Below are 234 nucleotides of genomic sequence, written 5' to 3'. Positions count from 1 at the left end.
TAGAAAAACTATAACTTCTGAGGCTATGTCACAAAACATAACTATTGGTAATAGTAACTTACCGTCTGGAATTTATATTTTAAAAATTGTTTCTAAAGAAGAAACAATTACTACAAAATTAATTGTTAGTCAAGAATAAGTATTAATTACAAACATTAAAAGCCCCTCTTTTAGGGGCTTTTTTTATGTATAAGAAGAAGATGTAAATCTTTATAATTAAGTATTTTCAACTGT

At 24.8% G+C, this 234-nt stretch carries 1 protein-coding gene; it reads left to right on the top strand.

Features of this window, described 5'->3' with window-relative positions; all coding sequences use genetic code 11:
* Positions 1-10: 10 nt before the first annotated feature.
* Positions 11-139, top strand: coding sequence for a T9SS type A sorting domain-containing protein (locus ACEWL1_RS12245; protein ID WP_409233577.1), 129 nt, complete (start codon positions 11-13; stop codon positions 137-139).
* The last annotated feature ends 95 nt before the right edge of the window (positions 140-234 follow it).

It is taken from the genome of Polaribacter gochangensis (genome assembly GCF_046224025.1).
GTDB classification, from domain to species: domain Bacteria; phylum Bacteroidota; class Bacteroidia; order Flavobacteriales; family Flavobacteriaceae; genus Polaribacter; species Polaribacter gochangensis.
This window is presented reverse-complemented; position numbering and strand designations above follow the sequence as displayed.